General features: G+C 61.0%; 21 protein-coding genes. 5 read left to right on the top strand and 16 right to left on the bottom strand.

Translation table 11 applies throughout. The features are described from left to right. Positions 1 to 53: 53 nt before the first annotated feature. The 6 genes from ADJ70_RS05505 to rnd all read right to left on the bottom strand — a co-directional run bounded on the left by ADJ70_RS05505 (position 54) and on the right by rnd (position 5,502). Positions 54 to 1,235 (bottom strand): acetate/propionate family kinase, encoded by a 1,182-nt coding sequence (locus tag ADJ70_RS05505; protein ID WP_050344216.1) that lies wholly within the window; start codon positions 1,233 to 1,235, stop codon positions 54 to 56. Between the two features lie 221 nt (positions 1,236 to 1,456). After that, entirely contained in the window at positions 1,457 to 1,831 is a 375-nt protein-coding gene (locus ADJ70_RS05500; RefSeq protein WP_050344214.1) for a histidine triad nucleotide-binding protein, read from the bottom strand. An 18-nt stretch (positions 1,832 to 1,849) separates the two neighbouring features. Continuing rightward, positions 1,850 to 2,131 carry an exodeoxyribonuclease VII small subunit gene (gene xseB / locus ADJ70_RS05495; protein ID WP_050344212.1) on the bottom strand — a complete coding sequence of 94 codons (282 nt, stop codon included), beginning with the start codon at positions 2,129 to 2,131 and terminating at the stop codon, positions 1,850 to 1,852. A 43-nt stretch (positions 2,132 to 2,174) separates the two neighbouring features. After that, positions 2,175 to 3,527 carry an exodeoxyribonuclease VII large subunit gene (xseA, locus tag ADJ70_RS05490; RefSeq protein WP_253273242.1) on the bottom strand — a complete coding sequence of 451 codons (1,353 nt, stop codon included), beginning with the start codon at positions 3,525 to 3,527 and terminating at the stop codon, positions 2,175 to 2,177. A gap of 1 nt (position 3,528) precedes the next feature. Further along, positions 3,529 to 4,230, bottom strand: coding sequence for a zinc metallopeptidase (locus ADJ70_RS05485; RefSeq protein ID WP_050344208.1), 702 nt, complete (start codon positions 4,228 to 4,230; stop codon positions 3,529 to 3,531). A 138-nt stretch (positions 4,231 to 4,368) separates the two neighbouring features. Further along, on the bottom strand, positions 4,369 to 5,502 hold the full coding sequence (gene rnd, locus ADJ70_RS05480) for a ribonuclease D (protein ID WP_050344206.1): 1,134 nt from the start codon (positions 5,500 to 5,502) through the stop codon (positions 4,369 to 4,371). Positions 5,503 to 5,618: 116 nt separating this feature from the next. Between rnd and ADJ70_RS05475 the strand changes: the two genes are divergently transcribed. The 5 genes from ADJ70_RS05475 (at position 5,619) to ADJ70_RS05455 (ending at position 9,162) form a co-directional block, all read left to right on the top strand. Then, a complete protein-coding gene (locus ADJ70_RS05475) occupies positions 5,619 to 6,596 on the top strand; it encodes a diacylglycerol kinase family protein (protein ID WP_083443838.1) in 978 nt (325 codons plus the stop codon). A 16-nt stretch (positions 6,597 to 6,612) separates the two neighbouring features. Then, positions 6,613 to 7,332 carry an acyl-[acyl-carrier-protein] thioesterase gene (locus ADJ70_RS05470; RefSeq protein ID WP_050344202.1) on the top strand — a complete coding sequence of 240 codons (720 nt, stop codon included), beginning with the start codon at positions 6,613 to 6,615 and terminating at the stop codon, positions 7,330 to 7,332. Between the two features lie 73 nt (positions 7,333 to 7,405). Next, entirely contained in the window at positions 7,406 to 7,702 is a 297-nt protein-coding gene (locus ADJ70_RS05465) for a hypothetical protein (protein WP_050344200.1), read from the top strand. 34 nt (positions 7,703 to 7,736) lie between these two features. Further along, positions 7,737 to 8,585, top strand: coding sequence for a thymidylate synthase (gene thyA, locus ADJ70_RS05460; RefSeq protein WP_050344198.1), 849 nt, complete (start codon positions 7,737 to 7,739; stop codon positions 8,583 to 8,585). A gap of 43 nt (positions 8,586 to 8,628) precedes the next feature. Continuing rightward, positions 8,629 to 9,162 (top strand): dihydrofolate reductase, encoded by a 534-nt coding sequence (locus tag ADJ70_RS05455; RefSeq protein WP_050344196.1) that lies wholly within the window; start codon positions 8,629 to 8,631, stop codon positions 9,160 to 9,162. Positions 9,163 to 9,238: 76 nt separating this feature from the next. Here ADJ70_RS05455 and ADJ70_RS05450 read toward each other — a convergent pair whose 3' ends face one another. From ADJ70_RS05450 to ADJ70_RS05405, 10 genes are all read right to left on the bottom strand, one after another. Beyond that, positions 9,239 to 11,359 (bottom strand): hypothetical protein, encoded by a 2,121-nt coding sequence (locus ADJ70_RS05450; protein ID WP_050344190.1) that lies wholly within the window; start codon positions 11,357 to 11,359, stop codon positions 9,239 to 9,241. Further along, positions 11,359 to 12,465 carry a C40 family peptidase gene (locus ADJ70_RS05445; protein WP_050344188.1) on the bottom strand — a complete coding sequence of 369 codons (1,107 nt, stop codon included), beginning with the start codon at positions 12,463 to 12,465 and terminating at the stop codon, positions 11,359 to 11,361. The genes ADJ70_RS05450 and ADJ70_RS05445 overlap by 1 nt, the downstream gene beginning before the upstream one ends. Positions 12,466 to 12,595: 130 nt before the next feature. Then, on the bottom strand, positions 12,596 to 13,735 hold the full coding sequence (locus ADJ70_RS05440; RefSeq protein WP_050344186.1) for a toxic anion resistance protein: 1,140 nt from the start codon (positions 13,733 to 13,735) through the stop codon (positions 12,596 to 12,598). Positions 13,736 to 13,850: 115 nt separating this feature from the next. Further along, entirely contained in the window at positions 13,851 to 14,528 is a 678-nt protein-coding gene (locus ADJ70_RS05435) for a hypothetical protein (RefSeq protein ID WP_050344182.1), read from the bottom strand. A gap of 51 nt (positions 14,529 to 14,579) precedes the next feature. After that, positions 14,580 to 16,271 (bottom strand): VWA domain-containing protein, encoded by a 1,692-nt coding sequence (locus ADJ70_RS05430; protein ID WP_050344180.1) that lies wholly within the window; start codon positions 16,269 to 16,271, stop codon positions 14,580 to 14,582. 33 nt (positions 16,272 to 16,304) lie between these two features. Further along, positions 16,305 to 17,075: a hypothetical protein gene (locus tag ADJ70_RS05425; RefSeq protein WP_050344177.1), complete on the bottom strand. Its 771-nt coding sequence runs from the start codon at positions 17,073 to 17,075 to the stop codon at positions 16,305 to 16,307. 157 nt (positions 17,076 to 17,232) lie between these two features. Beyond that, complete coding sequence (coaD, locus tag ADJ70_RS05420; RefSeq protein WP_050344175.1) at positions 17,233 to 17,745, bottom strand: pantetheine-phosphate adenylyltransferase; 513 nt, start codon at positions 17,743 to 17,745, stop codon at positions 17,233 to 17,235. Next, a complete protein-coding gene (gene rsmD, locus ADJ70_RS05415) occupies positions 17,738 to 18,328 on the bottom strand; it encodes a 16S rRNA (guanine(966)-N(2))-methyltransferase RsmD (RefSeq protein WP_050344172.1) in 591 nt (196 codons plus the stop codon). The genes coaD and rsmD overlap by 8 nt, the downstream gene beginning before the upstream one ends. Next, complete coding sequence (locus ADJ70_RS05410) at positions 18,325 to 20,490, bottom strand: ATP-dependent DNA helicase RecG (RefSeq protein ID WP_050344170.1); 2,166 nt, start codon at positions 20,488 to 20,490, stop codon at positions 18,325 to 18,327. Before ADJ70_RS05410 ends, rsmD begins: the two co-directional genes overlap by 4 nt. A gap of 12 nt (positions 20,491 to 20,502) precedes the next feature. Next, positions 20,503 to 22,188, bottom strand: a complete 1,686-nt coding sequence (locus ADJ70_RS05405) for a DAK2 domain-containing protein (protein WP_050344168.1) — start codon at positions 22,186 to 22,188, stop codon at positions 20,503 to 20,505. Positions 22,189 to 22,201 lie beyond the last annotated feature (13 nt).

The following is a 22,201-nucleotide window of genomic DNA, read 5'->3' as shown; positions in this document are numbered from 1 at the left end:
CTCATATTGGCTGATGACAGGGCGTTGATTGCCCGCGTGCATACGAAACGCTTCTAGCTATGGAGCAGCTCCTCGACGTCAAGAGCGATCATGAGCTCTTCGTTTGTGGGAACCACGAGCACCTTGATCTTGGAATCGTCTGTCGATATGACGCGCGGATCGTCCGAGCGAAGCTCGTTTTTCTTAGGATCGAGCGAAACGCCGAGCCACTCCAACTCCCTTGCAACGCCGGCGCGCAGGACGTCAGAGTTCTCGCCGATACCGGCGGAGAAGGCCATCGTGTCAAAACCATGCATGGACTGAGCCATCTCGGCGATGAGCTGGCCGGCACGGTAGCAGAACATGTCGAGCGCCATCTGACAGTTCCTGTCGCCCCGTTCGGCGGCTTCCTCTATGTCGCGGGAGTCAGAGGAGACAGCAGAGAGGGCACGTAACCCAGACTGCTTGTTCATCATGGTGTCAACCTCGTCTATCGTATAACCGCCCTCGCGCACAAGATAGCATACGGTCGCCGGATCGATGCTGCCACAGCGGGTACCCATGATAAGGCCGTCGAGCGGCGTAAGTCCCATAGTCGTGTCCATGTCTCGACCATCTTTGATGGCCGAGAGGGACGCGCCGGAGCCAAGGTGACAGGAGACGAGCCTGTGCACCTCGCCCTTCAAAAACTCGTTGGCAGTCCTCCAGATGTAGCGATGAGAGGTGCCATGCGCCCCATACTTGCGGATATGCAGCCTGTCAACGACATCGCGAGGCAGGGCATAGCGCCACGCCTTCTCAGGGATGTGGTAGTGAAACGAGGTATCGGCCACGATCACGTTACCGATGGAGGGAAACAGCTCGCGGCAGATCTCAATGACGTCAGCCTCGGCGTAGTTGTGAAGCGGCGCCAAGGGGGCGACCTCGCGGACCCAGCCCAAGGTCTCGTTGGTCACGACCTTGGACTCAGGAAAGTACCAACCACCTTGGACGACACGATGGCCGATGCCCTCGATGGCGCCGCTGTCGAACCCCGCCGCAGCGAGGATCTCGAAAACGAGCTTGATGGCCGTCCGGTGGTCGGGTAGGGCAACCTCCAGCTTCTGCTTGCCACCGTCATGCTCCTCGTGACCAATGAAGGCGCCATCGATGCCGATACGTTCGCAGTTTCCCTTGGCGAAGATCTCCTTGGTCTTCGTGTCAAGCAGCTGGTACTTGAGCGACGAGCTACCTGCGTTGATGACGAGGACTCTCATGTTCTTCCTATCTTCTCGTTGCTGTTTTCTCAGGCAGGGTTGATCAGAACCCTGAGGCACGCAGGACTACCATGATACCATATGAGTCGGAGCCAACGCTCAGGCGCATTGGGCTAACAAAAGGCTGGGCGACCGAGCGAGGAATGACCGCCTCATTGCAACCCCTACACAACAACGGCCTCCGCTGCGCGCGGGGGCCGTCAACCGTCGCGCCTATGACGTCACAAAGACCGCTCGCGCGTGGGGGTCTCGCCCATGTCCTTGGAGAGCCTGCGCCCTCCGAGCAGGTGCACGTGAGCGTGCCTGACGGTCTGTCCGCCGTCCTCGCCAACGTTGGTAACCAGGCGAAAGCCCCGCTCGAAAATGCCCTCGTCCTTGGCGACCTCGGTTGCGACGCGGATCATGGCCGCGAGGGTCGTGGCAGGTATGCCATCCACCACGCTGTCATAGTGCTCCTTGGGCACGATCAGCACATGCGTCGGCGCAAGCGGTGAGACATCACGAAAGGCGCAGACCTCATCGTCCTCATACACATAGTCTGACTCCAGCTGATGGTGCGCTATCTTGCAGAAGAGGCAGTCATCCCTTGCTGACATATGATCCACGATCCCTTCTTACTCGTTGACGTAACTTGTGGTGGGGGCCGAGCTGGTGTCAATCATGGCGGCGTCCGTCCCCTTGGCGGCGCTCTCCATCAGGAGCTGTACTTTCTGCTCGGCGCCTGCCAGACGCTCGCGCAGGCTCTTGAGCAGCTCAACGCCCCTTGCATAGTAGCTGAGCGAATCCTCGAGCTCAAGGTCACCACCCTCGAGGGCGCGAACCACCTGCTCGAGCTCGATTGATGCCTCCTTGAAGCTCATGTCCTCTATCCTTCGATTAAACGGAACCTCTGTCATTGCATCCTCCCATCGATAGCAGCACAATGCGCCGACCTGAAGTTTATCTACCTGACCTGACGCTGTTTACCGTCGCGCTGAGCTCCCCCGTCCCGAGCAGGACGTCTATCTCATCGCCCACACTAAGCGTCGAGGCATCAAGAACCACACGCCCACTCATGCCGTCACGTACGATGGAGTAGCCACGTGAGAGAACCTTGAGCGGAGAGAGTGCCTCGAGCGTGCTCGCCGATCGCACCAATCGCTCTTCGAAGGGTCTGAGCATGCGCGAAGGCAGTGCCTCCACGCGACGCGTCACCTCATCGAGTCCTTCAGCCCTGTGCGAGATGACTCTCGGCAGGGTTGCATGCAGTCGTTCCTCGGTGAGGTCCAACGATTCAGCGCGCTCAAGGAGCGCGCCCAAGGGGCTCATGAGACAGGGTCTGCTCCCCAGTGACTCAAGATACGAGCGACTGGCATCGAGTTGGGTCCGGATGGCCTGCACCATGACGCGCTCCTCAGCGTCCAGCGTGGCGCGGCCGTCTGAGACACGTCGGTCCAGCACGGCACACAGGCGCCTCTCACGCTCGTTGATCGTCGAGACGAGCTCGTCGAGAGGCAGCGCCACCGACTCTGCCGCCGTCGAGGGCGTCGACTGCCTCCTGTCCGAGACCATGTCACAAATGGAGTTGTCCGGTTCGTGGCCGATGCCCGTCACGACGGGAACCGGACAGGAGGCCACGGCGCGGGCCAAGGCCTCGTCGTTGAAGCACATGAGGTCCTCGAACGACCCACCGCCGCGCACGAGCAGTATGACGTCGGGCCTTGCCTCCGCAGCCACAGCAAGCGCACGGATGATGGTGGCGCTCGCGCCCGTGCCCTGCACCGCGCAGGGCGCTATGAGGACCTCCACAAGCGGGTTTCTGCGAGCCAAGGTACGCTTGACGTCATCGATGACGCTGCCCGAGAGTGACGTCACGACAGCGACGCGGGTGCAGAAGCGCGGGATGGACCGCTTGCGCGCGGGATCCATGAGGCCCTCGCGCTCGAGCTTGCGGGCAAGCTCGGCCACCTGCTGGCGCAGGAGCCCCTCGCCCTGCAAGCTGATGCTCTGCGCCTTGAACGACAGCCTCCCACTTGCTCGGTAGACGTCGAAACTACCCGTCATCTGAATCTTGAGACCATCCTTAAGCGTGAAGCCACAGTTCTCGTATATGCCACGCCAGACGATGGTCGACATTGAGGCCTGTTCGTCCTTGAGCTCGAAGTAGCAGTGGCCTGAGCGCGCGTTGGGACCACGAAAACCACTGACCTCACCGATAACGGTGAGTGCGGGAATGGACGCAACCGTATCGTGGGCGATGGAGACGGCCTCGCTCACGGCGAGGGGAGCCTGCCCTGACATCGTCCTCGCCACGCTAGGACTCCTCGTCATCGTTACGGTTCATACGGCTGAGCAGGTAGAGCAGCTGCATGACCGACACGAGCGCAGCCGCGACGTAGGTGAGGGCGGCCGCCGTCAGTACCTGTCGAGCACCCCTCTCGTCGATGACGGTGCCGGCGCCCTTAAGGTATGCCACGGCCCTGCGCGAGGCGTCAATCTCAACCGGGAGTGTGACAAGCTGAAAAAGAACGGAAAAGGCAAAGAGGATGACGGCCAGCTGCGTGAGACCCGCGAGCCTGAGCGCCACACCGACGACGAGCACGATCACCCAGGTCTGCTGCGCAAAGTTGACGACGGGCACGAGCGCGCTTCGCAGCCTGTAGGGAAGGTAACCCCTAGCAGTCTGGATGGCGTGTCCTGCCTCGTGGCAGGCGACCGCCACCGAGGCGACCGAACCGCCTGAGCGATTCTCCTCAGAGAGGTGCAAGTTGTTGTCGCGTGGGTCGTAGTAGTCGGTGAGGTGACCTGGGACCAGCGTGATACCCACGGCTGAGGCGCCCTCGCTGTCGAGCATCCTGCGCGCGACCTCCTCGCCCGTGGCGCCTGCGGTTGCGCTCACCTGGGACCACCTTCTGTAGCTACGATTGATGTAGGCTTGGGTAAGACCGCCCAGCACAAGCGAGACGAAGACTATTGCCAGGTAGCCCAGGTCCAAGCCATAGCCGTAATAGTACATGATGACCTTCCTTGCTCGTCAAGGGGCAGTTGGGAAAGCTTGTACCCAAAAGGTGCAGCGTCACCATCCGCGCGGGACCCAGCGGCACGTATGCCACGAAGGAAACATCCGAGGGCAGCCCAGCCATCATGGGGACCCCTAGAGCAGCTCTATATGTCCGTTCACGACGGTGAGCCCAACCTTCCCCGAAAGCAACTCCTCAAGCTGCCTTCCCACCAGATCGAAGCGCCAAGTCGAGGTCCTGAGCTTGGATTCTCTGCGACCGCTCGCGAAGTCGAGGAGATCATCCTTGGTGGCGATGAGCTGCGGGGCGACTCCGCTTTTCTCTGAAACCACTCTCAGCATCGCATACATGAGGTCGAGCACGCCCTCCATCTCCTGAGGCGGGCGTTCGTGATGGGTCTTTTTCGGGTAGTCTGCGGGATCACAGGCAGCGCCCCTCGCGACGGCCTTCACGATATCTTCGGCGTCCCGCTCCCCAATGTTGGCGATGCCGCGGATGGCGCGCAGACGCTTGACGGAGTGGGGGGTACGCTTGCAGACCTCGAGCAGAATCTCATCCGAGATGACCCACCTTCTTGGTATGTCACGCTTGGCAGCAAGGCGCTCCCTCCAGGCGCAGACCTCGCGAGCGCAGGCGAGCTGCTTGCGCGTAAGTGAGCTTGCACGCTTGAGGTGCAGGTAGGCTAGCTCCGGCACGTGCGCAAAGCGAGTGGGATCGGTGAGTTCGTCCATCTCGGGTCGTACCCACGAGAGACGGTCCTTCTCGGTGAGCTGGGCCATCATGGAGTCATAGATACCCGGAAGATAGCGTACGTCATCCTCCGCATACCGAAGTTGCTCTGGATTGAGCGGGCGGCGGGACCAGTCGGTGAGCGACTCTGCCTTGGGCAGGTGCACTCCCGTATAGGTCTCGACGAGGGCCCCATAGCCGATCTGCTGGCGTAGCCCCAAGAAGGCAGCCGCGAGCTGCGTGTCAAAGACGGGGGAAACCACACATCCCATCGTATTCTGGATGACCTCGAGGTCTTGGGAACAGGCATGGAGCACCTTGATGATTCGCTCGTTGGTGAGGAGGGCCTCAAGGGGCCTGAGGTCATCTATGAGAATGGGGTCGATGCTCACGCACTCGCTTGCGGTTCCCAGCTGTATGAGGCAAAGCTCAGGATAGTAGCTGCGCTCTCGTATGAACTCGGTGTCAACAGAGACGACCCTCGCCGAACTCGCTCGCGTGCAGAAGCGGGCAAGCTCGGCAGTATCAGAAATGTACACGTGATCTCGATTCCTCTCAAGCTAAAAAACGCTACCATCAAGTGTGCACGCGAGATGCGAGGCTCGAAATCACCCCTTCGCGCAGAGAACATGATAGCAAGGAGAGCGAGCGATGCATGCATAGCCTCATAGTCCACAACAGCCGATCGGGCTTCGGCTCGGACGCCATTTTTGAGTTTGAGCGCTTCCTTCTAGACGAAGGTGACGACTGTTTTTTGCGCGTTCTTCCCCGGAGGGGAGGAGGGCGCGAGGCCGTGCGTGATGCCGAGGACTTCGACGTCGTCGTCATATCAGGTGGTGACGGTACGGCGGCGAGCGTCCTGTACGCCCTGCGCGAAAGGGAGGTTTCCGTTTGTATCTTCCCCTCAGGCACGGCTAACCTGCTCTTCGCCAATCTCGGCAACGCCATGGAGCCCCGCATGCTTGCGCGCGCCTGCCATGGTGGGGTCTTTGCCAGGACCGATCTCGGTGAGATGAGCTGGCAGGACGAGAGTGGCGTGTCCCATACTCGTGGCTTTGCGCTCATGGCAGGGATGGGTTTTGATGCCCAGATCATGAAGGCGGCGCTACCCAACAAGAGGAGCATGGGCGAGGCCGCCTACTTCGCCGCCGCCCTCTCGAACATGCATCCAGACGTCGCACACTTCTCTGTAGACTGTGACGGCAGGCACTTCGAGTACGACGGAATCTCCTGCGTCGCCTGCAATAACGCCATGATGCAGGGTGGCATCGAACTCGTCCCCAACTGTCGCATGGACGATGGCATGCTCGATCTCATGGTTCTCGAGGCGTCTGAGACCGTAGGCCTCATCAGACCCATGTTCGCAGGGCTGCTCGACAGGACGGGCAAGAACATCGACAGGCCCCACATCGAGCACCTGCGGGGACGTGACATCCACGTAAGCTCGACCAAGGCGATGCCACTGCAGGTGGATGGTGAGGTAACCCGTGGGGTGACCTGTGGCTTTCATGCACAGGTGCTCCCTGCCTGCAATCGACTCATCGTCGATCGAACGAGTCGTTATGCGCCAGCGGACGGTGTCGGCACGAGCGGCGAGACAGTTGGCACGGGCGCCACCTGCGCCATGCCCTAATGCGCTAGGGACGACCATGTACTCCTTTGACAGTAGGGTCCGCTACAGCGAGTGTGACGAGGGTGCCACGCTTTCGGTGTGTGCACTTGTGAACTACCTGCAGGACTGTTCGACCTTCCACTCCGAGAGCATCGGCCTTGGAGTGAGTCACATGGTCGCGCACCATTATGCTTGGCTCATCACGGCTTGGCAGATAGAGATCACCGGCCTACCGAGGTTGGGTGATCCCATACGCATCGGCACGTGGTGTCCGGAACTCAGGCGCACTATGGTCGAACGTGACTTCACGCTGGGCTCACCGGATGGCTCGCGCTATGCCAGGGCTGGCTCGCTCTGGTTCGTGTATGACACCGAGGCGCGAAGACCCATCCGCATCCCCAAAAGTCAGCGTGTGTACCTCTCAGATGACCCACGTATCGATCTTCCCAAGGTTCGGCGTCGCCTGCACGTAACGGGTGACTTTGATCTAGCCCCTCCCGTCACCGTAGGCGTGTGGCAGCTGGACACGAACCGGCACATGAATAACGTCCACTATATTCAGATTGCCCTCGATGCCATCCGCGAGGTCGAGGGAGACCTCACCTTGCCCCACCGTATCTGCGTGCAGTACAAGACAATGGCTCTCCTTGGCGATACGATCGTGCCACGCATACACACGGAAGAAGGCGCATGGGTCGTTGACCTGAGGGGCGAAGCTCACCAATCCTATGCCATCGTGCGGCTTGAGCATGCGTAGATGATACGTAGATGTCACTGCCTTGGGGAGACGACCGATTGTTATCATACGAGACGACAGAAAGGAATTGCCCATGGACAATCTCACTCAGCCTGCGTCGATTGCTCCATCGATTGAGACCGCCTCAGCCACCACCTCACCCGATAACAGCAGTTCGGGATGTACGGTCTACGTTGTGGCGATTGGCGTGGTGCTTGTCCTGACACTCCTCTTGGCAGGGGCGATCGCATCGATTCAGAGCATGGTATCCGCCTCTAAGTGGAGTGACCACAACGACAGCATGATGTTACAAGACTATCAAAACTATGAGAGATATGGCTACGGCTCAAGCGACGACATGAGGCAGCGTGCCATGATCGACTATCGATGATGTGGCTTGAGATGGTCGCAGGGAGGTGCCGCTCATGAGCATGGCCGATGACATCTTCGTGCGCATGTGCACAAAGATCATCGAGCAAGGGACCACCACTGAGGGACAGAGGGTCCGTCCCCACTGGGCGGATGGCTCGCTCGCCTACACGATCAAGCGCTTCGGGGTGTGCAACCGCTACGACCTACGTAAGGAGTTTCCCGCGCTCACACTGCGCCCAACGGCCCTCAAAAGCTGCATGGACGAGATTCTCTGGATCTACCAGAGGAAATCGAACAACGTCCGCGACCTCAAGCCCCATATATGGGACAAGTGGGCCGACGAGACGGGATCCATCGGCAAGGCCTACGGCTACCAGGTGGCACAGGTCTCCCATTATGTCGACGGGGACTTCGACCAGATGGACCGCGTATTGAAGGACCTTCGTGACGACCCCTACTCGCGTCGCATCATGACGAACCTCTACACCTTCGCCGACCTCTCGCAGATGAACCTCTATCCCTGCGCCTACAACGTCATCTACAACGCGGTGCACGTGCCTGGCGAGGCGAGACCCACGCTTAACATGCTGCTCGTCCAACGCAGTCAGGACGTGCTCGTGGCAAATAACTGGAACGTCTGCCAGTATGCCCTCCTTCTCATGATGGTGGCGCAGGTAAGCGACATGGTCGCCGGCGAGCTCGTTCACATGATAGCGGACGCACACATCTACGACCGTCATGTCAGCATCGTGAGGGAGCTCATCGCACGGCCTCGCTTCGCTGCCCCTCGGGTGTCACTCAACCCCAAGGTCACGGACTTCTATGACTTCACGACCGACGACCTCGTTGTTGAGAACTATACGCATGGTCCTCAGGTCAAAGACATCCCCGTCGCCATCTAGCGTGAGCTGATGGCGACGGGGGGAAGAAGGGAGTGGGGTCGCCATGGATGCCATCGTCTCCGTCACACGTGACTGGGCCATCGGCAATAGGGGCCGTCTGCTCGTGCGCAACAAGGCGGACATGCGTCGTTTCGCCACGCTCACGCAAGGATGCGCCATCCTCATGGGTCGCGCGACCTTCGAGAGCCTTCCCAAGGGTCCGCTCAAGGGTCGCCGTAACATCGTCGTGTCACATGATCGAGGTTACGTGCGCGATGGGTTCCCCCGTGAGGGATCGAAGGGCTCGGCCGGCTACGAGGTCTATGTGACACCCGGAGACGCGCTCGCGGCGCTTGGGGACAGAGACGCCGCGCGCGCATGGCTCATCGGGGGGGAGAGCCTCTATCGGACGCTCCTGCCCCGCTGCGAACGCGTGCTCGTGACGAAGAGCGACGTCGTGGTACCCGCCGATGCGTTCTTCCCGGACCTCGACGAGGACCCAGGCTGGCAGCTCGTCGAGCGCTCCTTTGGTGGCGTCACCGACGAGGGCATAGCCTTCGAGTACGTGACCTACGCCACCAGGGGCACGCGCGCGTAGGGCGCAGGCGGCCCCTGCAGACGAGCGGTTGCGCAGGAAGTGCCAGCTTCGACGCCCACGCGAGATTGCCCGACCATCAGAAGACAAGCAGCAGCCAAAGGCCCTGCGCCAGTACCGACGGCCCAAAGGCGAGCATCAAGAGGAAGCGGGCCTGGGCCACGGCCTCTGGCGCGATCTCGCCCTTACGGCTCCCGCTGTCAATCGAGAGCATCGGGATGATGGCCGCCACGGATAGAAAGATGCCAAAGTCCACGAAGTAACGGGGCAGCACACCTGACGCCTCCCCGTCGAATGCGGCGAGGAGCACCCCGCTCGCAAGGGAGAGCACGAGCATGGCCGTGAGGAGGGGACGGCGCCGAGCACGCCCCCCATACAGCGGTGCGAGCAGCAGGGGGGCCAGAAGGAGCGGGGTCGTCGTCAGCACGCCCCCCGGCATCTTCTCCGAGATGATGAGGCCGAGAAACGGCAGGGTCGGTGTGGCGCCCTGGATCAGGCTGTCGCTCAGGCCGAACGTGGCCGGCTGTAGGAGGTACCACCAGAGCGCCACGAGGGTGCGCTCGAGGCTGAACCCACGGTGGGTCATGTCGTTGGTCGTGAGGTTGTAGCTGGCGCCCACATCAAGGATGTCGCCGAAGCGGAGGAAGTTATACAGGAAGAAGACGAGGCACACGATGGCGACCGGAACAAAGACGAGGCCAAGCCTGGGCGACAAGTTACGCCTGTCCCGCCTGATCGCATCCACGAGCAACGCCGCCCCCAAAAGTGCGATCATGACGAACTGAGGCCTGCTCAGAAGGGTCAGCGCAGCAAGGAATGCCCCGAGAGCCGCCCGTCGCACGCAGATGGTCCCCTGGGCTGTCGACGTCACCCAAAGGCCCAGGGCCCAGACGGCGAGCGCCAGCCCCACGGCTATGGGAAGGAAGTAGGTAGTCGCCGACGCAGCCAGAAGCGGCATCCAGCTGCCGAGGAAGAGCGTTGCGAGGGCAACGAGGTACCCGCCTGCGCTGACGGGCCCAAACCACCTGCGAACGATACTGTTGAGCAGGTAGATCAGACCCGCTGCGGCTGCCGCGAGCGAGATGTAGACCGAAAGCCACGTGGGAAACTCCCCACCCGTCAGCAGATAGAAGGGCAGATGGAATAAAAGGCAGGGAAGGACACCGAAGTAGACGTAGTACCTGCCCTTGTAGAGGGCGTGGTCCCAGTAGAAGTCGATGTGCCGCGCGTCTCTCACGTTATGGTCATAGGGATTGCTTAGCTCGAGGAGCTCCTTCGAGGGCTCGATGTCGAGGCTGACCTCACCCTTCGAGAGCGCCCGTGCCAGCTCGAAGTACTCATGGTAAAATGCGATGGCATGGTGGGGGTCATAGGAGGATGGCTCCGTCACGAGGCCCCCCGGTAGACCGGCGATGGAGAAGACCATCGTAAGCGCGCACATCAGCCCGATCCACAGACGCACCGAGACGATGCGGGAGGGCTCGAAGCTCATGGCGTGCAGGCCCGAGCGTGGCCTGAGCGCCCAGCACCCGAGGAGGGTCACGAAGATCACGAGTGAGCGGAGCATCGTCATTTTAACATCGAGAGGAATGGCCCCGTTGATGCAGACCCTGACGTTCGCGATCTCAGGCAGCGCGAAGGCCCACAGGATGCCGGTATCAGCATCGGCATCGGCCTTGCCAACCACTCTGGACTCTGAGGTGATCGTGAGGCTTGACACCCTACCATACGTGACTATCTTTCTCCATGTTCCGTCAGGCCGGGAGCGACTGGTCGTGAGCTCACCGACGCTGACGGGAAGGGCGTTACCCTCATCGGTCAGCGACACCGTGAAGCGAAGATGCGCGGGCGACTCGACGCCTTGTATCCCAACGCCATAGGCCTGCTCGCCAACCTGGAGCATGATGTCGTCCACAAAATCGTCGACACCGTCTATCTGCCAAGTCTGGACCCCCGTGTCGGGGTCATAGCTTGTCGATGAGACCGTGAGCTGGCGGGCCGTGCGGCCGAGGGTGGTGAGCGTAGGAAGGTCAAAGGTAAGCAGATCGATGACGAACGCCAGGGCCAGGCAGATCAGGATGACCCGGGACCTATGCCTACGAGCCTGACCCGGACACGATGACGTGCCCTCTCGTGACGGGCCATGCGCCTTCCCCTTTCCCAAGGTCTTCAAAAGCTGTCGCAGCCGCTGTCGTGCCATCAGTCCTCCACCCTCCCGTCTTCGTTTTCGTCTCCGGCGGGACCATTCGCGATGGGATAGCCAATCGCAAATATGGATGGCCAGCGGTCGAGGCCTGACACCATGATGACGCCACCAGGATGGGGTGCATGGATCACCCGACCGTTGCCAAGATACATGCCCACATGTCCGCCCTCGTTCACGAACACGAGGTCTCCCGGCAGGAGCAGGGACACATCATGGTGAAGGTGCCCGACGGCATTGCAGGCGTCAAGTTGCGTATAGGTGGTGCGTGGGATGGAGAAGCCACATTGGGCATACGACCACTGCATGAGCCCAGAGCAGTCCGTCCCACCCGAATCGGGGTAGCTGCCTCCCCACACATAGGGCACCCCCAGAAGAGAGAGGGCGGCGCTGCAGAGTGCCACCCTCGTCGGCGCATCTGTGAGCCCCGCCGCCTCGACCGCCTTGGTCATGGCCCTGAGCTCCTCCTGATAGCTGGCCTGTATCTCGGCGCTATGGGTGGCTATGAGATCGCGAATCTCCTGATCGAGTCCGTCGAGTACCGCCTGCGTCTCGGCCTGCATCTCCTGCGCGTCTGACACCTGTTGTGCGAGAGAGTCCTGAAGGTCGCTCAGCGAGGCCCTCTGGTCCTCGAGGGCCGACTTGGTCTGCTTGAGCTGATCCCTCAGAGCCTTGATGCGCCCTATCTTCTCGTTCTCGCTCTGGTTGACCTTGTTGGCGTAGTAGATGCTCGATATGAGGTCGTCTACGGATGTCGCGCCTACGGCAAGGTCGAGGAAGGACATCGACCCAGACTTGTACGACGCGACGATGCTTGCGGCGAGATCGCCCTGCGTGGCCTCGACCTCCGCCTGTCGCTGGTCAATCTGCGCTTGGGTGGCCTCTATCTGCGCCTGGGTCTCGTCGATATGCGCCTGGGTCTCCTCCTGTTGCCTGGCAAGGGACTCGAGTTGCTCCCCCAGCCGCGTGAGGGTCTCCTGCGCCTGCGTGTAACGAGACTGTATGTCCGAGAGGGAGTCGAGAATCTCATGCGTGATGCCAATGGGATTCCCACGAGCCTTAACAGGCATGGTCACGATGCGGGCCATAAGCCCGGCTGCCATTGCGGCGCCGCACAAAGCCAGCACCTCCCGCCTGGAGGGGGTCGATTGCCTCTCACGTTGTCGCTGGCCTAACGTTGTCTCGATTCCTCCTAAATACGCCATTCGACACATCACATCCCGCGCTCTACGGTCACCTGTCAAAAGCGCCAGCATCCTCCATCTGCTTGAGCCTCGCCTCACCCTTCTCGGCGATCTGCTTGAACTCCTGAATGGTCTGGGCGATCCTGGGTAATGCCTCCTGCTTGTACGTGCTGATGTCATCGAGCGCTCCGAGGGCGTCGGCGAAAGCCTGCTTAAGCGTTTCGGGGCTCACTGTCGCCTCCGTCGCCTGGCGCTGGATCTCGGTTCCCTGCTCCTTCAGCATACGCGATGTGGACGCGATCATGCTCTCGGTAGTGGCGTTGAGAGCCTTCACCTTGTCGAGGACGATCTTTTGGTTGTAGAGCGCGCCGGCAACGGTCACGGCGACACGCAAGGACGAGACGGTGACGCTCTGAGCGCGGTCGACAGCACGAATGAGCTCGAGGTTATTTCTTCTGATAACCTCCATGGCCACGATGCCTTGCTGGTTTACCACGAGCAGCTGCTGGAAGTCCATCACCTTCTGCCTGAGCGGGAAGAGTACCTCCTCCTCGACGAACTTGACAAGCTTCTCGTCCTCGTTCTGTGCCTTGCGGCGCTCGATCTCGGTGGTGAGGGAGCGATCGAGCTGCATGGCAATGTCGACCTTCTCGCTGAGCTTTTTGGTGAGGTCGCGCATCGCGGCCTCTTCGAGCTCAAGGGTCGTGTTGTCCGCCGTAAGCGTCGCCTTGCCCCGGTCAAGGGACCGCACGATATCGGCGATTTCTGCGTCGGCCGTCTTGTAACGCTCAAAGTAGCGACGTACTGGATTGAAGAACTTGCCCAGCCCACCGCTCTTTGCGAAGTCGATGGTAGACGGGTCGAGATCCCTCATCTGTATGGAAAGGTCCGCGAGGCCCCGTGCGACCTCTCCCGTCTGACCACCACCCTGGCCTAGCTCGCCTATGCGGCGTGCGAGTATCTCGTTTTTGGCCGTTGATTTCGTTGCGAGATCGTTGCCCATGCTCTCGATGGCTGAGGTGATCTCACGGCGACTCTCGAACGAGTCGAGATCGACGGACATGATCTGGCCCGCCTGCCCCTCGGTGGCGCCCGCTATAGTCCGCCTCCGCTCCTCAGTAGGTTCGACCTGCTGCCTTACGATCGCCTTGACCTCGTTCTCGTCGGGGACCTCGAGTGAAAACGCCATGGCATCCTCCTTTTTTTGGGCGCGGCATTACACGTCCTGCGTCGCCGGTTGCCCCGCCTGCTCTGTTAACGTAGCAACGTCCATCTCAGTGTGCCCATAGATACGTGGCATGGGCTTAGCCACTAATTGAGCGCTTGTAGTACCGTGCCTCTTTGGCGAGGCGCGTGAGTTCCTCAAGGAGCTCATCTGCCCTGTTGCTCTCCCCCACGTCCTGTAGGCTGGAGATGAGGGTGTCGGTCTTGAGGAGGAGTGCCTCGTTCTGCTCGAGTGCCTCGTCCATCCTCTTGCGCTGCACCTCGACGAGCTGCCTGCGTTCCGACTCGTCCTCACCGTAACGTAGCGTTGACCCCTGTACCACATGCGTGTCGCGGCGCACGCCCACATAGAGCTTGGCCGCTGTCAGTATGGTTTGTGTGTTCTCTCGGACCGTGTCGTTTAGTACCCCGAGGGCGCTCGCGAACTTGTCATAGGTGATGCTTCCCTTCTCGAATAGCCGCACCAACGTCTCCTCACCTAGCGTGGCCTTATCCTTCGCGCTGCGTATGCAGGCCTCCGTCCTGTCCATCACGTTGTCGAAGTGACTGTCACCCCAGACATTGCTCCGCCTGAGCCTGCGTATCTCTCCCATCGTATGGTTCCACTGGGTAAAACCACTGATCTCGGGTCTCTTCCTCTCAAGGAAACGTCGAACTAAGCGGACGATGACCACCACGACCACGATGGCGAAGACTATAAAGAACAGTATCACGATGCCCAAGCCCGTGATGACCAGCTTGAACAAGAAGTCCAACATGGGTTTCGAAACCTACCTTCCCCGCCTCGCGCAGCGTGTTCGCGAAACGAGCTACATGCTCGCGTTGAAGAGCTGCCTGAGCTGATACGTCACGTCGTCCGTCGAGGCGTCTATCGTCGCTGCCTCACTCACGCTACTTATCTGCTTGAGGGCACTGATGTTGGCATTGTAGCCAATCGTATAGATGGGGACGTCGAGGGCCTCGATGGGGCTGCGGATGTCGTTGAGGTCATGGCCTCGGTTCGTGTCGCCGTCCGAGAGCACGAAGATCATCGGACGAGCGTTCGGTATTTCTTTGAGCTTGTCCTGCACCATCTTCATGGCAACGATCACCCCATCGAAGGTGGCCGTGGAACCCCCTGCGCTCAGGCTCTCGACACCACCCTTGAAGAGCCTCTGCTGGTCCATGTCGAAGCGCTCGATCGGGACGTTGATGGTCACGTCATCGGAATAGGACACGAGGCCTATGTAGTTCTCCGTACCGATGTAGGACATGCTGTTGATGAGCGATGACTTGAGCGCGTTGATGGGCTCTCCTCCCATCGAACCCGAGACGTCGGCAACGAACACCGCGACGACGGGATTGCCGCTGTCTTTGTTCTTCTTGTAGAGCTCCTGGGCATGGATGATGGTCTGTCCGTCTAAGGCGGCGCTCTCACTGACGTAGTCGTCTAAGCCGTTGAAGCCGTCCTCGCTGGCAAGCTGCTGGGAGGAGTCTTTCGCACAGTACTGCGCGAACGCGTCAAGCACCGCCTTCGCGTCATCGCTTGCCCCACTGACTGCGACGAGGGGGTTGTCATGGCGATAACCGAAGGCCGCGAACTTGTAGGCGCCCTGGAGCTGCTGGTCGTTATGGTACACCTGGTACTCCGTCACAAAGCCGTCGAGCGTGTCTCTTTGCGCCGCGTCATGCATCTGCTGGGTTGTGAGGGAGACGAAGGGCACGTTTCGCTGGAAGGACCTGAAGCCCTCCGTCGCAACGTCAGAGAGGGGGTTTGACGTGTCGTAGCGCACGAGCGTCGATATGAGGAAGTTGAGACCGGTCGCCGAGGTGAACGGGTTGGTGTAGCCAAACTGCAGCGCGCCATCGGACACCGCCTGCGTTACCGCCTTCATGTCGATGCTGCCGTACTTCTGTACCAACTCGTCATACTTGTCATTTTTGATCACGACGCCCGCGACGTTGCCCGCCAGCCGCTCGGTGACTGTCGTGGTCTGCACGCCCTTGGCGTTGAGCATGCTCACCCAGAGCGCATTGGAGGGCGTATAACCATCGGGCACCCTCTTGCCGCTGGCTATGTAGTCAACCGAGGTGCCCGATGGGATGCTCCTGAGCGTGACGGAAGCCGTCTTTCCGTTCACGCTGACGCCTGCCGCATTAAAGCGACGTGCCATCTCGGTGAGCCACCCATCCGTACCCGTACCCGCCTTCTCTCCAGATGACCACAGCTCCACGCTCAGATCTGTGCCCGCGCGAACGACGGTGGGGTAGGACGAGTCAATGTCGGGAAGCTCATCTGCGGCCGACTTGCTGTCGCTGTACTCGATGGATGACTTGATGGGTGGGGCAACCGAAGGCTTAACCTTGTCGTAGAGCCTGTCTATGGTGGCCAAGGCGGTCTCGCTGCTCACCTGCTTGTCGCTCTTACCGAAGTTGCGTGTCAGGTAGAGCCCCCCAAACACCACGATGCAGAGAACGACAAAGGCACCCGCTCCCATCAGGATCTTGTTCTTTGTATCCATCTCTCTCCCTCCCATGCGGCCCAGCCGCTCTCCCTACTGATAGTACTTTGTTTGCTCCGTGAGCTGGCGCATCTCATCGAGCAGGGCTTGCTCCTTCTTACCCTCACCCGCGACGTCGAGCGTGGCCAGCGTCGTGGAAAAGCGGTCCATCTCGAGGAGGAGCCTCTCGTTTGCCGTGGCGATGCCACCCATCGTGCTCAACTGCTCCTGGTAGAGGTCAAACTTCTTCAGTTGAATGTCATCAGGTATGTCATCGTGTCTGTACGCGCCGCCCTGCATGAGAGCTCGGAGCTGCAGGTAGTCCCTCGAGTCGAAGCCTGTCATAAGGTTTGCTAACACCGCGCAGTTGCGAGCGACCGTGTCTGCCGAGAGTTGGACGGCGGACATGAACCGCTCGCTGGTCATGCTTCCCTGTGAGAAGCGCGCAAAGACCAACGTGCGGAGCGTCTCTACCTTCTTCGCGCCATCACGGAGCGCACCCACCCCTCGCCGCGCGAGCGCCCCGAGTACCTCATCCGCCTCGTTCGCCTCCAAGGCACGGGTGACGACCTGGGGATCGACGCTCTGCGCGCCGGTACCCAAGGGCACATAGCGACGCTCGTCCCTCATTGCCATATGGGTCGAGACACCCAGCCCCGCACACATGAGGACGCCAGCTATCAAGGAGGCGCCCGCCCTGAGGATGCTGGGGTCCATGGGCGAGAGCGCCATCAACCCCGGCGAGTAGGCGATCACAGCCGCGACGCCGATACCGACATAGGCGCCAAGCATCCTCACATACCTGTTGGAAAAAAAGTCCCTCATCACAAGCTCGCCGAGTTTTCTCCGCGCGTCGCGCGGACGCTACAACACACCACGAGCTAGATGATAGCAAAAGACCGCTGGGGTAGCGGGAGAACCACCGACCCCTCGACAAGCTGACCAAGAGGGCGACGGAGGGGGCATCACGGATGTGCTCGGCTCACGCCTCATTGAGGGTGTCGAGCCTTCTCTTGACGCAGGCAGGAACCAAAAACGAGACATCCCCGCCCATGAGTGCGAGCTCCCTTACGATTGAGGACGAGATGTAGCCATGCCTCGGACTGCCCATAACGAAGATCGACTCGACCTCAGGTGCAAGACGGTAGTTGAGATCTGCCTGCTGCAGTTCGTACTCGAAGTCGGTCATCGCGCGCAAGCCCTTGACCACGCCGTCTGCCCCAATCGTGCGGCAGAGGTCCATCAAAAGCCCCGAGAAGGGACGAATCTCCACCCCCTTATCGATCCTCAGCTCGACAATGGACTCGCGCAGCATCTGGGTGCGCTCCTCGAGAGAGAAGTGCGGCCCCGAGCCATTCTTGGTGAGCGACGCCGCAACCCCTATCGTCACCTGGGAGAACATCCTGCGCGTTCGGGCGATGACATCGAGGTGTCCTAGGGTCACGGGATCGAAGGTGCCAGGCACCACCACATGCCGGATTATCGTGTCACTCATCTGTACTCCCCATCTCCCACAGCTCCACGACGCTGATGCCGTGCTCCCTCTTCCCCACGAGCTGCGCCCCGCCAAGCGCGAGGCCAGCATGCTCCCTTCCATGCTCGTATAGTACCCTCGCGGCGTCGCTGAGCTGACCTGAGACACGAAGTAGTCCGACGAGTGACAAGACACTCTCACCCGCCATCGCGTACGGAGGGTCGAGCAGGATGAGAGAGAACGGAGCGCCGGGTAGCGCAGCGTTGCGGACGAACCTATAGATGTCGGACTCGACCACCCGCGCGCTGGCCGGGTCCGCGCCAAGCGTCCTGCAGTTGTCCCTTACAAGCTGCGCTGCCCTCCTGTTCCTTTCCACGAAGGTGCAGCCCTTAGCGCCACGAGAGAGGAACTCGAGGCCAAGCGCGCCAGAGCCGGCGAAGGCGTCAAGAACCCACACCTCCGAGAGGTCAAGGCCAAAGGATGAGAGTACCATCGAAGCGAGCGACTCGCGCGTTCGGTCAGTCGTGGGACGGGTACGCGCGCCCGGCAGGGACGCGATGGTACGCCCACGCCACATGCCACCCACTATTCTCATCCGACTCATGCACGTTCCAGCTCGTCAAAGTAGCCGCCAAAGCGCCCTTTGACCTCGAGGGCCAACGGGATGTGGTCGTCCTCGGAAAGCCTCGGGTCCTGGGCCGAGATCTCACGCGCGTCGGCATGCGCAAGCCGGACCAGGTCCCCGTCTGCGGCAAGGTCGGCAATCTTGAGCGTGATCCCACCCGACTGTCTGTATCCAAGGAGCTCACCCTCATGACGCAGGCTGAGGTCCCGCTCCGCCAGCGCAAGGCCGTCGGACGTCTCCTCAAGCGCAGAGAGGCGCCTACGAGCGGGTGTACCCTTCTTGGCGGCACAACAGAGAAAGGCGGTGCCCTTGACGTCTCCGCGCCCCACACGCCCGCGAAGCTGGTGCAGAGTCGCGAGGCCAAAGCGATCCGCATCCAAAACAAGCATCACCGTGGCATTGGGGACGTCAACGCCCACCTCAACGACCGTTGTCGAGACGAGGACGTCGAGCTTGCCCTGACGAAAGTCATCCATGACCGCATCCTTGTCGGCAGAAGACAAGCGCCCATGCAGAAGGCCTATGGAGAGTCCCCTCAGCGTATGTGAGAGCTCGCGCGCGGTGGAGGTCGCGGAGTGCAGCTGCTTAGCGGCGGAGAGCGACTGGTCCGGGACGTCATCAAGATCACTCCCGTCATCTGCGTCATCCACGAGGGGGCAGATGACGTAGGCCTGCCGTCCCATCTCGGAGGCCTCGCGGATGGCCCCCCAGGCGAGGTCAAGGTTCTCAGGCGAGATGCAGCTCGTCTCGATCCCTGCGCCGGGCTTCGGACGCCTCGTGATGCGGGAACAGTCGAGGTCTCCGTAGAACGAGAGGGCGAGCGTCCTCGGTATGGGCGTCGCCGTCATGGCGAGGAGATCCGCGCCCGCCCCCTTGCGTCTGAGCGACGCCCTCTGGTCGACCCCAAAGCGATGCTGCTCGTCTATCACAATGAGGCTGAGATGCCTGAACTCAAGCGAGCCCGACAGGAGCGCCGTCGTCCCGAAGATGACGCAGATCTCTCCTTTGGCCACGCCCTCACGTGCACGCACCCGCTCCGTCTGGGAGGTGGAGCCCGTGAGGAGCGCCCAGCTGACCTGCGCAGCGTCGAGCAGTGGCCCAAGCCTCTCGGCATACTGGTGTGCCAACACCGAGGTCGGTGCCATCATAGCGGCCTGGCTTCTCGTATCGCAGACGGCGGCGAGCGCGACGGCGGCGACGGCCGTCTTGCCACAGCCGACGTCACCAAGAAGGAGCCGGTTCATGACGCGTCTCGACGCCATGTCGGCGAGCACCTCGTTTGCGGCCTGACGTTGCTCGGGACTCAGCGAGAACGGGAGGGCAGCAAGGAGGGCCCTCATCCTCGGCCCCGAGATGACGTGGGTGGTGGGCGTTATGCCGCGCTGCTCGATGCTTTGCCTGGTGCGGAGGGCAAGCTGCAGGCAGATGAGCTCGTCGAAGGCAAGCCTGCGCCTCGCGGCCTCCTTAGTTTTGAAAGACCGTGGGAAGTGCACCTCCCTGAGCGCTCTGCCTAAGGTCATGAGCTTGTGGGTGCCTACGATGCGAGCAGGCAGAAAGTCGGCTACGTCCCCCCCGTCGGCAAGGGCTGCGGCAACGATCCGGCGCATCCAGGCGGGAGATGCGCCCTCACCGGCAGGATGCACGGGCAGGATGCGCGCAAACGTCGAGGGATCCTCGCTACCATCAAGCTTCTCCATAAAGGGGGAGCGCATCTGTTTGAAACCAAAGGCAAAGCTGATCTTCCCTGAGAGCGCAAGCACGTCACCCGGCTTGAGCTGCTCAACGATCCAAGGTCTCTGGAAAAGCGAGACCTGAAGAACACCTGTCTGGTCAAGCACAGAGATCTCGGTAACATGCAGCCGCGGACGTGGGTACTTTGTCGTCACCTCATCCACTGTCGCGATGATGGTCGCATCGCTGCCCACATCCGCGTGGGCGATATCAGTGACATGAGAGAAGTCAAGATAGCGATAGGGTACGTGGAGGAAGAGGTCACGTACCGTGTGCACGCCCATTCGCACGAGCGCATCCCGCCTCTGTCCAAAGACGTACCTGAGCTGCTCGACGTCCGTGTCCTCCCGGCAGGTCCGATCAAGTCGTCCCCCTACCTCAGCTACGGACAAGCCTGATAGCGCCGGCACCTCGCCTACCCTTTACTCAATGGAGAAAATGACCGGGTAGAGAGGCTGTTCCCCACGATGGGGGTCAAGCTCGAGGTCGGGCTGGGTCCTTCCGATGGCATCGAGCAGGTGTCGGAAGCTCCTATCATCCATGTCTGCGCCAGCAAGAATGGTGAGGGTATCTCCCTCCCCCTCATCCTGCATCCGTGCTATGACATCGAGGGTGACCTGCTCGACGTCAGATCCCACGACTCTGATGGCCCCGCCCATGATGCCCATCACGTCACCGGCATGGATGGGCGTGCCATCGACTGCTACTGAGTCGCGCACGGCAGTCGTGACCTCTCCGTCGCGGATTTCCGAGATGGCTTCCGTCATGGCATCTACGTTAGCCTCGAGATCTGCCTCAGTATCGGCCGCGAACATGGCCGAGAAGGCCTGTAGCACGGTCTTGGTGGGAACGATCGCCGCCCGTACGTCCTCGCAGGCGGCAACGGCCGCCTCGGCAGCCATGCGAATGTTGCTGTTATCGGGAAGCACGATGACGTTCTCGGCACCCGCCTCCTCGATGGCCGAAAGAATGTCTGCCGTCGAAGGGTTCATGGTCTGGCCACCCGAGACAATGACGTCCACGCCGAGCGACCTGAGAATGTCTGCCTGCCCCGACCCGGCGGCGACCGCCACAAAGCCGAGCTTCTTCGTGGGGGCGGTAGGGGCTGACGTCGCCTTGGCAGCATCCTTGTCCTCGCGGATAGACTCGGTGCGCTCCTGCGCCTCGAGGTCCATGTTGTGCACGAAGACGTTGAAGACCTGGCCGCGATGCAGCATGTGGCGCAGCACCCTGTCGGGTCTGTTGGTGTGTACGTGGCACTTATAGTCTGGATTGGAACCCACCAGAAGCTCACAGTCGCCCATAGTCGAGAAGTACTTGAGACAGGCGTCCTCGTCGAACTGTGCACTGTCAGCATGAAAGAGGAACTCCGTGCAGTAACGGTATTCGGAACCCTCCCAATTGTCATTTATCTCGATATCGACGACATTGGCCACATGCGCTTTTGCGTCATCACCGGTCGCGACGGTCGTCTTGAAGTCGCTCACCTCGCCCGCCTTGCCCTCGCACGCGTTCACGAAGCCCTCGATGAAGGTCGCCAGTCCAAAGGCACCGGAGTCCACGACGCCGTTCTCCTTGAGAACGGGAAGCAGCTCGGGCGTACGCGCAACCGACTCGTAGGCCTCGATCACGATGGCATCGAGGGTCTCTCGCGGCGTGGCCTTAGCCTTCTCAAGTTGGTCCGCCTTTGTCGAGACATCCCTGAGCACTGTGAGGATGGTGCCCTCGACAGGCTTGCGGACGGCCTTGAAGGCGACCTTGACACCGTTTCTGAGCGCGAAGGCGATGTCGGACGTAGTGACGCGCACGCCCCTGGCGTTCGTGAGCCCCTCAGCAACGCCGCGCAGTATCTGGCTTGTGATGACACCAGAGTTGCCGCGCGCGCCCATGAGCGAGCCATGGGTGATTGCCTTCGCGATGTCGCCCATGGAGGCGCCCTCAGGAAGCGCCTCTATCTCCTTGACCACCGTACCCAAGGTAAGGGACATGTTGGTGCCTGTGTCTCCATCGGGAACGGGAAAGACGTTGAGTTTGTTGATCTCGTCTGCCTTGTCAGCAACGACCTTGGCCGCCACGGGGAAGCAGCTGCGAACGATGTCGGCAATCATAGTCTCGAGAACC

The organism is Olsenella sp. oral taxon 807 (assembly GCF_001189515.2).
Classification (GTDB): domain Bacteria; phylum Actinomycetota; class Coriobacteriia; order Coriobacteriales; family Atopobiaceae; genus Olsenella_F.
Note: the sequence above shows the minus strand (reverse complement) of the source record. Positions and strands in the feature narration are given on the sequence as shown.